This is a genomic window from Aliterella sp. E5.1, assembly GCF_057473825.1.
Window position 1 is genome coordinate 93168 of sequence record NZ_JBYCCV010000007.1, and the last position, 11497, is coordinate 104664.

Below are 11497 nucleotides of genomic sequence, written 5' to 3' on the forward strand. Positions count from 1 at the left end.
TAGCTTTCAGAAATGTAATGGTTTTATGGAAGCAATAGTAGGATCGCGTCTCTACCTTCTAATATTCTCTGAATGTGCAACACCTTAAACAATTGAAATTTTTATGACTTGGGCAATTTTAAGTGGAATTCAAGGCAATCTGACAGCTTATGAAGTTGTGCTTGCAGATATCAAACGCCAGCGAAATTTGGTAGAAGAAATCTACATCCTCGGCGATGTGGTGGGGCTAACCCCAGACAGCGAAAAATTAGTGCAAAGACTGCGATCCCCACGCCGAAACGAAATCAAACCAATGATTTGTAAAGGTTGGTGGGAAGAACAATGTTTGATTTTGCATAGCTTAGGTGCAACTAGCGAACCTGTTGATTTGATTAGGAAATATGGAGCGAATGCCGTTAAGTTACTCTGGGATTCTGTTTCTAGAACTACAGTGGAGTGGATTAGGAACTTGGATTTTGGTTTTTTTGAATTCGATTCTCTGCTAATTCATGGCAGTACGGTAGCAGTTGATGAAGAGTTGACACCTGAGACACCACCCTTGGTAATGTGCGATCGCACTCAACGAATACAGGCAAACAATTTATTTTGTGGGCGATCGGGTCAAACTTTTCTTTACCAAATTACCGCTCTGGAAGTCACTGAGCAAGTAACAACCCTTGATAGTCAATCCCTACCGCAAACAGCAACTACTACACCTTTGCAAATTATTGGCGTGGGTAACGTTGGGCGATCGCCACTTGTGGCTACCTATACTCTCTACAATCCCTTTACAAATCAAGTTGACTTTAGAACTGTTCGTTACGGCACAGGCAAGGGATTTCAACCACAATCCCAGTCAGCTTCATCGTCTTGGACTAATAAATAAGACTTGATTTCACACTTCAGACTGATGCTGGCATGAAGAACACAAACCAAAAAATTCCAGAGTATGATAATAAATTTCAAACCGCCCAGAGAAATGTAGCTGTGCCTCTAGTTCATGAATTGGACATTCCTCAAGCGGTGCCGACTGACCGCATTGTAAACAATTTAGGTAGTGCTTGTCTTGCTCGATTAGGCTGTAAAGATATTCGCCACTTCTTAAACTGCGCGATCTAATCCTCCCCTGAAGTTTCAGAGTTTTCAAAATGCGGTAAATCGTTGCCAACCCTAAGCTTTGCTTTTGATTTCGTAACTCAATATAAATCCCTTGGGCAGAGACAGCATGATTTAGCTGCTTTAGTAGCATCAATATCTGTTCTTGACTGCTTTTGAGTTGAGTTTTCATGGAATTATTTCTAAGCTCTGCTGATGAATTGATTTAGTTGTATAGTAATGATTATCATTATCACAAAATACGGGACGATTGTCACCGCGTTACTATGACATCGGCAAAATCCACATCTCGCACACTCGTACTGCATCGCGCCCGTCGCCTACGTCGAGCAGTTTCCCTGGGAATGAAAGCTATAACCTCGAAGGATTGCTACAGCAGTACTAACGGTTAAAATCACAAAAAAAACAAGAATATGAATTTGTTTGCAAGCAGAACTTCTAAAGCAGATATAGAACGAATTAGGCAAATTAAAAATTGGCTTTATGAAACTCTGTTAATTGATAAGGAAGTTTATATTTCTCTGAGTCAATTAAGTTGTACTGAGCCAGAGTGTCCACCAGTTGAGACAGTGATTGCTGTAATGCTCAATCCGGCTCAACAGTACAAAATTCACAAGCCAATTACCGAGATTGAATATATAGATATCTATAACCTTACCCAATCTGAATAAAGGTTGCTCATCAAATATAATCCAGCATAACTAATGCGATCGCTAGGACTAAACACACTTTATTAGTCTGCAAATCCTGCTCTTTTTCACCAACTTAACGAACAAAACTAACTGAATGTTTGGCGACTTACCACCACTTAAAAGTGCAGCCGTAGTCATTAGACTTGGAGAACAATATTACAGCAATAATAATGACTCAAATACTTGATTTATTACCTTCTAAATACAACCACCGCATAATTTGTGGTTATATTAATACCACTAAATTTATTCAGATTGTCCGGATTACAAATATTGCCAATTGGTATTTTGAGCGTGTTGTTTTTCCCCAACAACGTCTTTTGTTTGAAGCCCTGCCAAATGCTCAGTTGGAAATTCATACAAGCGAGACAGCTACTGCAATTTTGAGTGATAAAATCAAGTGTGAATTTTTGCAGATTCACGAAGCAATAGCAACTTTCTAGACACAATCAAGCTTTAAATAAATAAAGAGCCATGAATAGTCTCACAGCATTGAAACCAAACTTGATCTTAGATATTCCCAAACAGGGAATGCCCGTCACAATCATTACAGGCTTTTTGGGTAGCGGTAAAACTACGTTGCTCAACTATATTCTACAAAACTGCCAGGATTTAAAAGTTGCTGTCTTAGTAAATGAGTTTGGTGATATCAATATCGATAGTCAGCTATTGGTGTCTGTTGATGAAAATATGATGGAACTGACGAATGGCTGTATCTGTTGCACAATTAACGACGGTTTATTGGATGCAGTATATAGTGTGCTGGAACGTAACGATCGCATTGACTATTTAATTGTAGAAACCACAGGCATCGCCGATCCATTACCGATTGCTTTGACATTTCTTGGTGCAGAATTGCAGGATCTAACCAGACTTGATGCAATCTTGACTTTGGTAGATGCTGAAACCTTTACTGAAGATCACTTTCAAAGTGATGCAGCCCTTAACCAGATTTCTTATGGGGACATTATCTTACTGAATAAAACTGATTTAGTTCCAGAAAAGAGAGTTAACGAACTAGAGGATTTTATTCGTGATGTTAAAGCCGGGGCAAGAATACTACGCTCTCAGTATGGCAAAGTACCTCTGCCGCTTATACTCGATGTTGGGTTCTCGCAGCCAGAATTATTTGCATCTGCTAAAGAATCGAGCCACCATCACGATCATGATGAACATCATCATCATTCCGATCACCTAGCTAATGATGGTTTTATGTCGGTTTCTTTCCAGAGCGATCACCCTTTTAGTTTAGTCAAGTTCCAAAAATTTTTGGAAGACCTAGATGAAAATATTTTTCGGGCTAAGGGCATTATCTGGTTCAAAGAAAGTAGCTTACGCCATATCTTTCAACTCAGTGGTAAACGAATTGAGTTACAAACAGATCAATGGCAACAACAACGCAGCAATCAATTAGTATTTATTGGGCGCAACTTGAATGCTGCTCAAATTCAAGAGCAACTAACCAACTGCCTAATTTAAGTTGAAAATAGGAATATAGTCTTATGTCAGCCTCTGTAATTTCTGCTTCTACTACTGCTGGAATTGGTGGCACAATTGCGGAATATCACTGATTTGGGCAGGACAGCAGTTAAAAATTGTTTACGAAACCTTGGGCGCAGGAGCGCCAGTATTACTCTTACCAGCCTTTAGCACCGTTTCTACACGCTCTGAAATGCGAGGATTGGCGGAGTTATTAGCCCAAAAATTTCAAGTTGTTGCCGTTGACTGGCCAGGATTTGGTCAGTCATCCCGTCTAAAACTAGACTATAAACCTGCACTATATCAGCAATTTCTGCAAGATTTTGTCAAAACGGTCTTTTATGCCCCGGTTGTCGCGATCGCTGCTGGTCATGCGGCGGGTTATGTGATGCGCTTAGCAGGGCAACAGCCTCCTATTTGGTCGCGGGTAGTTTTAGCGGCTCCTACCTGGTGCGGTCCCTTGGTGGCGGCGATGGGCGAACATAGAGAATGGTATGGACTTCTCAAACAAGTCGTACGATCGCCCATTCTCGGTCAAAGCTTGTACAAACTGAACACTACACCATCTTTTTTGGGTTTGATGTACCGTCGCCATGTCTATGGCAATCCGGCAAAAGTTACGCCCGAATTTGTTGATAGCAAGCGGCAAATTACGCAACAACCAGGTGCAAGGTTTGCTCCCGCAGCTTTTGTCACGGGTTCCCTCGATCCTGTTCAAAATCGAGATAATTTTCTTGCTTTGTTTCAGCCTCTGTCTGTACCAGTGCTGGTTGTAATTGGCGCGCAAACCCCGCCCAAATCACGAGCCGAAATGGATGCCTTAACCACCTTGCCAGGTGTACAGGCGCAGATACTTCCTGGCTCTTTGGGACTGCATGAAGAGTATTCAGCCGCTCTAGCAGAGGCGATTTTACCCTTTTTACAACCTTAGCGAAACTCAAAAGCTGTTTTGATTGGGCGCGATCGCATTCTCACTCAGCTAAGGCTTGACAGCTATAGAATGATAATGATAATCATTATTGAAGCAAGCAACAATTTACTTGTTTAGGCTCGAATAAATTTTTGCTTGCCATAAAACTTATAAATCTGCTGGTTTAAGTAGCCAATGGAGACTAAATAATGCGTTTACCAATTTCTCCGAATGCCAGTTTGATGCTGATTGCACCAATAGCTCTAATTGCTTCTATTGCTTCTAACCAAGTTGCTATAGCTCAGAGCCAACCTACTCACACCCATGACCACGACCACGACTACGAACACTTTTACATTGGGATAGATGGTTTTGATGTGCTGCAAAGTGGTGACTATGCAGGGTTAGAGAACCCCAACTACGATCGTCTGACTTTCCTGTACTCGCACGTTGAGGAAGATCCGACAACCAACCATTTTCATGGCATTGGTGCTTACAGCTACTCCGGTGCGGTGGATAATCCCACGATTAATTCGACAAATATTAATAACCGAATTCCAGAAACTTACACAGGATTACCACCTCTTACTCTCCAGCTAGGCACAGGAATCTACGCTGACAAGTTTGTCAGCACATCGACAGAAGAAGAATACAGCAATTTGACGATAGAAGCTGTTTCGTCTCTCCAAACCAACGAAGATCCCGGAGCGCAGTACTTGTTCAATAGCTCAAATGGTCGCTGGAGCAATTCGCTAGCAAATGCTACGCCTGCTCTTGAATTGGTGTCAATTACAGATGGACTAAACATTGCTGACGAGCAAGGTTTGAACATCTTGACACAAGTCGGCGAGACTTACACTATAGGCAGTGGCGATGATATATCATTCACACCCACTTTTTGGACAGAGACTTCTGCACCTGCTGGAACTTACTGGGCAACTTTCCGGCTTCTGAATCTTGGTAATACTAACGAAAGTAGTTTTCGTGATTCTGGCACTTTCAATCTAGATTTTCAAGTAACCCCAGTGCCGGAACCGTCAGCTTTTCTTGGAGTTGGCGCGTTTACTCTAATAGCATTTTTACGGAAAAATAAGCTAAAGAAAGCCGTGAAGTTTTAATTAGAAAGCAATTAGCAGAAATACTTAGCTTTTTTAACCACAAAGACACCAAAAGATGATACTTTTTGGTGTTTTTAGTTCAGATGTGGCTAAAGTTTTCTATGATAGTTTGAGAGTGATTATCATTCTATAAATAAAGAGGTATTCGTAGTATGGTTGCTAACGAGAAAATGGATGTAGTGCCTGTAACCGTTCTTACTGGCTATCTGGGAGCAGGGAAAACAACCTTACTCAATCGCATCTTGACTCACGAACATGGCTTAAAGGTAGCTGTGATTGTCAATGAGTTTGGAGAAGTGGGGATCGATAACCAACTGGTTATTGATGCAGACGAAGAAATATTTGAGATGAATAATGGCTGCATTTGCTGCACAGTCCGGGGTGATTTGATTCGGATTATTGGCAATTTGATGCGGCGGCGGGATAAATTTGACCATTTGGTAATTGAAACAACAGGACTTGCTGACCCCGCACCAGTAATTCAAACTTTCTTTGTGGATGAAGATATGCAGGGTCAATTGGCTCTAGATGCAGTGGTGACGGTAGTTGATGCTAAACACATTTGGTCGCATTGGGAAAGTAGTGAAGCGCAGGAGCAAATTGCATTTGCAGATGTAATTTTGCTCAATAAAACTGACCTGGTAACAGATGATGTGCTACAAGAACTAGAAAAGCGGATTAAAGGGATGAACGCTCTAGCCAAAATCTACCGTACCCGCAATGCCGAGCTAGAAATGGGCGCACTACTAGGGGTAGGAGCATTCGATCTCAACCGCGCCTTAGAAATCGATCCAGAATTCTTGAATGAAACTGCACACGAGCATGATGAAAGCGTTGCTTCTGTGGCTTTGGTAGCATCTGGTGCATTGGATATGCAAAAGTTGAACGATTGGATTAGCTATTTGTTACAAACCCAAGGAACAGATATATTCCGCATGAAAGGCATTGTCAATATTGCCGGGGAAGACAATCGGTTTGTATTTCAAGGAGTGCATATGCTGTTTGATGGTACACGCGATCGCGCCTGGAAGCCAAATGAAACCCGTAAAAATGAAATGGTGTTCATCGGTCGCAACTTGAACGAGGCTCAACTGAAAAAGGACTTTCAGGCGTGTCTGGTTTAAAACACTAGAAGCAGTTTAAATTCGCGCAGCACTTGTAAAGAACGCTGTCAGATTAGGTGACAATTGCCTAGTCGCCCAATAGCAGAACTTTGACCGCCAGTTGTGCTATTGGGCTAAGTTTGGTTTAGCTCAAAAATTAAATTATCCGCTATGGTGTTGCTTCTTCTAAATGCTCGATGATTGCTCGGTAAAAGTCAAAAACGTGATGATCTTGCAGATAGTAGAACACGTGCCGTCCTTGTTTGCGAAAACTAACCAAACGAATAGCTCGGAGTGTTCTCAACTGATGCGACACGGCTGATTCGTTCATTCCCAAGGCAGTTGCTAAATCGCCGACGCACATTTCTTGAGTTGCCAGAATCGAGAGAATTCGCAACCGATTTGTATCGGCTAGAAAGCCAAGAAACTCTGACATACGCTGCGCTTTCTCAACCGTCAGGATTTCGATTTGAGCAGGGTTGGCAGCGTCAGCGCGATCGCTATGGGGAAGATCGCAACAGATATCTTCTCCATCTTCAAAATGCTTGGTAATAACTTCTTCAGCCGGATCGTTTGGCATAGATAAACCGTATTGGAAAATTAAGCGTCGCAGGTACAGCCCGTATGACCACAGCCTTGACCCGCAGGATGATTGTTCGCACAGGCATCTCCGCAGTAAGCCTTGTCATCTTTCATTACAGCATCCGATAGCGAAACCACACATAGACAAGTTTCGCAGGCACATTTCATTTGGGTAACAGTAGCCATGAATCAACTCCTTTTAATTCTACAAACACCATAGCATATATGAATACATATTCAGGTAAAATAAAAGAAAGTTTTTATGATCTCCAGAAATGGCTCCCTTGATGCACTCTCAGCATATAAGTTGGAGGGGTTGAATCTTCGGATTAATGCGCCGTGAGGCAAAGATAGTCGGCATCTGGTTGTTTTAATTGTCCTAATTAGTTCTTTAACGAGAGTATCCGTCGGTACTTCCTTCGTGCTGCTACGCTATTCGCTCCGTTTGAATAGACCTAAGCGACGCATAGTTGCTGTACTTCCACTTGGGTTAGGTCGAGTCAAAATTCCCTGAGACGGACCCAGTAGCAACGCTAACAAAAACAAACTAGATGAAACTAGCACGATCGCTGGACCCGAAGGCAAGTTCCAATAATAGCTGAGGTAGACACCAGAAATACTAGCGATCGCTCCTAAAATAGCTCCCACAATCATTATCTGATGCAGTTCTTTTACTAACAAATAGGCAGTCAAAGCAGGACCAACAAGTAGAGAGATCACCAGAATCACTCCCACGGCTTGCATACTAGCGATAATGGTTAGAGTAATGGCTGCCATGAAGCCAAAGTAAATAGTGTTAATAGGTAAACCGATCGCCTGAGCGCCAGTTTTGTCAAAGGTGTAAAACAATAATTCCTTGTAGAACAGTTTGACCACCAGCAGAATCAAAATGGCGATCGCTAATGTTCGCCCAATGTCATGAGGTGTCACTCCCAGGATATCGCCGAACAAAAAACTATCGAGATCGAGTTTGTTTTTCAGTACACTAATCAGCGTCACTCCTAGGGCGAAAAAAGTAGAAAATGTTAGTGCCATCGCTGCATCAACCTTGACTCGTGTTTGAGAACGAATCCAGGCAATGAGCAACGCGCCCAAAATGCCAGAGCCAAACGCCCCTAGCAGAATATCAACACCCAAAAAGAAAGAAATTGATAACCCTGGTAGAACGCAGTGGGCAATGACATCTCCTAGCATTGCCATGCGCTGCACAATTAGATAACTGCCGACCACCGGACAAAGAATCCCAACTAACACGCCAATGGCGATCGCGTTGCGCATGAATTCGTAATTAAGGGGTTCTAGGAAAAAATTGAACACAGGGAGTAAGGAAATAAATGAGTAGATGGAATGAAAAAAGTTAATAACTAGCAGAAAAATGACGTTTCTATATCTTTCTGTAAGGGATTTCCCAAATGGCTTCCGTAAGCTTGACGCAAATTTTCAGGAGTCATTACTTGTTGTGGCGAACCCTCTGCAATCAAAGATTGATTGAGCAACAGCAATCGATCGAGTTGACTGAGCGATTGTCCCCATTCATGGGTACTAAGAAGCAAAATCTTGCCTTGCGATCGCAATTCCTCAAATACTTCCAGCATGATGGCTTCGGTTTTCTTGTCCACACCCGTAAAAGGTTCATCAAACAAAAACAGATCCGCTTGTTGTGCCAAAGCCCGTGCTAGAAACACCCGTTGCTGCTGTCCGCCAGAAAGTTCACCAATGCGGCGATGGCGAAGATTTAGCATCTCTACTCGTTTTAAGGCTGCCTTAACAGTTTCTTTTGCCGCTCGATCGGGATTGCGGAACCATCCTAGCTGACGAGTCCGCGCCATCATCACGACGTTCCATACGGTGATCGGGTAATCCCAATCAATTTGCGACTTCTGCGGGATATACGCCACTCTCGCTAACTGCTGGCATAACGGACAGGTGCAATAGTAAACAACACCGCCCGCAGGGACTAAGCCTAACAATGCCTTTAGCAGTGTACTTTTGCCTGCTCCATTTGGTCCAATGATACCCACAAGCTGACCCGGATCTACTCGGAAACTTACTGGATCGAGTCCACGTACGCCCCGATAATTGACAGCAAGCTGCCGAACCTCTAACATGAAAACCTAGAATGAGAATGATTATTATTATAGTCTGAGGACGTAATTCATAAATTAAAATATCATGCCTATTCACCGCCATCGAACTTGGAATAGCACGCTGCTGGCGATCGCTGTCAGTGTACTCAGTGCCTGCACCCAATCATTGCCAACCAACCAAACTAGCACCGCCAATTCTACCAATACCGCCGCTACCAGCACGAAGTTGAAAGTCGTTGCAACCAGCAGCGTGCTATGTGACTTAACGAAGACCATTGCCGCCAACACAATCGACCTAACTTGCTTGGTAAAAGCAGGAACTGATCCCCACGTTTATGAGCCAACACCAGAAGACCGCAAGGCGATCGAAGATGCCCAGCTTGTTCTCTACTCTGGCTACGACTTTGAACCCAGTTTGATCAAACTAATTAAAGCATCCTCTAATCCCGCTACCAAAGTTGCGGTGGGTGAAGCGGCGGTTCCCAAGCCTCTGATGGGCGAACATGAAGATGAACACGGTGAGGAACATACCGACGGGGAAACCCATGCTGAAGGGGAAGAACCCGACCCGCATATCTGGCACGATGCCAAAAATGGAATTCAGATGGTGAGAGTGATTCAAGATAACCTAGCGAAAGCTGCACCGGAAAACACTGAAGTCTATACCAAAAATGCTCAAGCTCTGTCAGCAGAACTGACTCAGGTTGATAGCTGGATTAAGTCTCAAATTGCCACCATTCCACCAACCTCACGCAAACTGGTGACAACTCACGATGCTTTGGGGTATTACTCTGCGGCTTATAGCATTCCGGTTGAAGGGGCTTTGCAGGGCATTAGTACGGAAGAAAAGCCTACTGCCGCACGGGTAAGAGAATTGACTGAGGAGATTAAAGCCGATCGAGTACCGACCATTTTTGCGGAAGTGTCAGCCAATCCCAAACTGATTGAAACAGTGGCAAAAGAGGCGAATGTAAAGCTGTCAGAGCGAGAACTGTTTGCCGACGGACTAGGAGAGGCAGGTACTGAGGGCGATACCTACCCCAAAATGCTGATTGCGAACACAAAGGCGATCGTCGAAGGATTGGGCGGTCAATACTCTGCGTTTGCGCCGAAGTAATTTCATAAAACCTTTCTAGCGTAAGTGAGAAGCAATGAAATCCTCAACTACAAACTCCCAACAATTCGACTTGCATTGGCGTGGGACACTTTCAGATTATGTCACAGCGATCGCCTGGTCACCTCAAGGTAAGGTTTTAGCCGTAAGTTCCGCCGCCGGAGAAGTAATGCTCTGGCGGGATCTTGCTAGTACAGGAGAGAGCAACTGGCCTTTGCTACCTTTACAAATAGCTGAGGGTCAATCACTAGACTGCCTTGCTTTTTCTCAAGATGGGCAGAAACTCGCTGCTGGTGGTCAAGCTGGGCAAGTAAAAATTTGGTATTTGCATGATGATACTAGAACCTACCGATGTAAACCCTTACACACGATAGAAAATGCACCCGCCTGGGTGGACAAGTTGGCTTGGAATCCTAGTAGCAATCAACTGGCTTTCAGCTTAGGGCGCTATGTCCAGGTGTGGGATGCTGATACAGGCGGGGTAATCGCTACGCTCAATTTTGATAATTCCTCTGTACTGGCTTTAGATTGGAGTCCTGATGGACAGAAACTCGCGATCGCAGGTTATCAGGGAGCGAAGATTTGGAACGCTCACGATTGGCATGACGATCCTCATGTATTGGTAGTGCCTTCGGCAAGTTTGGCGATCGCTTGGTCCCCGGATGGCAAGTATCTTGCTTGTGGAAATATGGATCGAACTATCACCGTCATAGACTGGAACAAATCAATTGCGCCAAAAGGTGATAGCACAAGCCAAGATTTTTTTCCTTGGGTAATGCGTGGTTTTCCAGGCAAAATTCGCCATCTTGCCTGGTCACAAGCTCAAACTCAGCTAGATGCGCCTCTATTGGCTTCTTCTAGCGTTGAGGGTATTGTGGTGTGGGAGGCTAATGAGTCTCTGGGCTGGGAAAGCAGATTATTGCAACAGCACAGTGGAGTTGTACAAGAAATTGCCTTTCAACCCAATAGCTTCTTACTAGCTTCAGCGTCGGAGGATGGTTGGGTTTGTTTGTGGCAAAAAGCTAAGAAATTAGCCCAAATTCTCCCCGGCGCACCTAATGGATTTTCTTGTCTAGCTTGGCATCCCCAAGGGCAACAACTTGCGGCTGGGGGTCAACGCGGTGAATTGCTGATTTGGTCAAAAGGTATGCGCGGTCAAGGATTTGGTAGCCGTTAGCAACTATTACTTCATACTAAGTTGCGGTCAGAGGTAGTATTTGAAGATGAGGGAAGAAAGTCATTGAACGCAGGCGCTCACTATTAGAAGAAAGTTCAAGTAAGCCTTGGCAAAGTACATCTTCTACCTGTTCAAGGGAT

Annotated in this window: 14 protein-coding genes; 9 read left to right on the forward strand and 5 right to left on the reverse strand. The window is 43.8% G+C overall.

All coding sequences use genetic code 11. The features are described 5' to 3' along the window. The first annotated feature begins 103 nt into the window (after positions 1 to 103). The gene (locus AC2VE5_RS04775) at positions 104 to 865 is read left to right on the forward strand and encodes a metallophosphoesterase family protein (protein ID WP_486886632.1); all 762 of its coding nucleotides are present in this window, start codon (positions 104 to 106) and stop codon (positions 863 to 865) included. A gap of 9 nt (positions 866 to 874) precedes the next feature. Here AC2VE5_RS04775 and AC2VE5_RS04780 read toward each other — a convergent pair whose 3' ends face one another. Then, positions 875 to 1267: a Fur family transcriptional regulator gene (locus AC2VE5_RS04780; protein ID WP_486886633.1), complete on the reverse strand. Its 393-nt coding sequence runs from the start codon at positions 1265 to 1267 to the stop codon at positions 875 to 877. A gap of 241 nt (positions 1268 to 1508) precedes the next feature. Here AC2VE5_RS04780 and AC2VE5_RS04785 point away from each other — a divergent pair, with 241 nt between their 5' ends. The 6 genes from AC2VE5_RS04785 to AC2VE5_RS04810 all read left to right on the forward strand — a co-directional run bounded on the left by AC2VE5_RS04785 (position 1509) and on the right by AC2VE5_RS04810 (position 6418). Further along, positions 1509 to 1766, forward strand: a complete 258-nt coding sequence (locus AC2VE5_RS04785) for a hypothetical protein (RefSeq protein ID WP_486886634.1) — start codon at positions 1509 to 1511, stop codon at positions 1764 to 1766. A 191-nt stretch (positions 1767 to 1957) separates the two neighbouring features. Continuing rightward, positions 1958 to 2230, forward strand: a complete 273-nt coding sequence (locus AC2VE5_RS04790) for a DUF1830 domain-containing protein (protein ID WP_486886635.1) — start codon at positions 1958 to 1960, stop codon at positions 2228 to 2230. 31 nt (positions 2231 to 2261) lie between these two features. Further along, positions 2262 to 3266, forward strand: a complete 1005-nt coding sequence (locus AC2VE5_RS04795; protein WP_486886636.1) for a CobW family GTP-binding protein — start codon at positions 2262 to 2264, stop codon at positions 3264 to 3266. Between the two features lie 130 nt (positions 3267 to 3396). Then, entirely contained in the window at positions 3397 to 4197 is an 801-nt protein-coding gene (locus tag AC2VE5_RS04800; protein ID WP_486886637.1) for an alpha/beta fold hydrolase, read from the forward strand. A 188-nt stretch (positions 4198 to 4385) separates the two neighbouring features. Beyond that, on the forward strand, positions 4386 to 5294 hold the full coding sequence (locus AC2VE5_RS04805) for an all3515 family Zur-repressed PEP-CTERM protein (RefSeq protein WP_486886638.1): 909 nt from the start codon (positions 4386 to 4388) through the stop codon (positions 5292 to 5294). Between the two features lie 152 nt (positions 5295 to 5446). Continuing rightward, a complete protein-coding gene (locus tag AC2VE5_RS04810) occupies positions 5447 to 6418 on the forward strand; it encodes a CobW family GTP-binding protein (protein ID WP_486886639.1) in 972 nt (323 codons plus the stop codon). Positions 6419 to 6566: 148 nt separating this feature from the next. Here the strand turns inward: AC2VE5_RS04810 and AC2VE5_RS04815 are convergent, their stop codons facing one another. The 4 genes from AC2VE5_RS04815 to AC2VE5_RS04830 all read right to left on the reverse strand — a co-directional run bounded on the left by AC2VE5_RS04815 (position 6567) and on the right by AC2VE5_RS04830 (position 9087). Next, positions 6567 to 6977 (reverse strand): ArsR/SmtB family transcription factor, encoded by a 411-nt coding sequence (locus AC2VE5_RS04815; protein WP_486886640.1) that lies wholly within the window; start codon positions 6975 to 6977, stop codon positions 6567 to 6569. A 20-nt stretch (positions 6978 to 6997) separates the two neighbouring features. Continuing rightward, a complete protein-coding gene (locus AC2VE5_RS04820; RefSeq protein ID WP_486886641.1) occupies positions 6998 to 7165 on the reverse strand; it encodes a metallothionein in 168 nt (55 codons plus the stop codon). Positions 7166 to 7411: 246 nt separating this feature from the next. Then, the gene (locus tag AC2VE5_RS04825) at positions 7412 to 8296 is read right to left on the reverse strand and encodes a metal ABC transporter permease (RefSeq protein ID WP_486886642.1); all 885 of its coding nucleotides are present in this window, start codon (positions 8294 to 8296) and stop codon (positions 7412 to 7414) included. 47 nt (positions 8297 to 8343) lie between these two features. Beyond that, positions 8344 to 9087, reverse strand: coding sequence for a metal ABC transporter ATP-binding protein (locus AC2VE5_RS04830; RefSeq protein ID WP_486886643.1), 744 nt, complete (start codon positions 9085 to 9087; stop codon positions 8344 to 8346). 64 nt (positions 9088 to 9151) lie between these two features. On the opposite strand from AC2VE5_RS04830, the gene AC2VE5_RS04835 reads away from it, so the two are divergent. Further along, a complete protein-coding gene (locus AC2VE5_RS04835; RefSeq protein WP_486886644.1) occupies positions 9152 to 10183 on the forward strand; it encodes a metal ABC transporter solute-binding protein, Zn/Mn family in 1032 nt (343 codons plus the stop codon). A gap of 34 nt (positions 10184 to 10217) precedes the next feature. Further along, positions 10218 to 11357 carry a WD40 repeat domain-containing protein gene (locus tag AC2VE5_RS04840; protein WP_486886645.1) on the forward strand — a complete coding sequence of 380 codons (1140 nt, stop codon included), beginning with the start codon at positions 10218 to 10220 and terminating at the stop codon, positions 11355 to 11357. Positions 11358 to 11497: the final 140 nt, after the last annotated feature.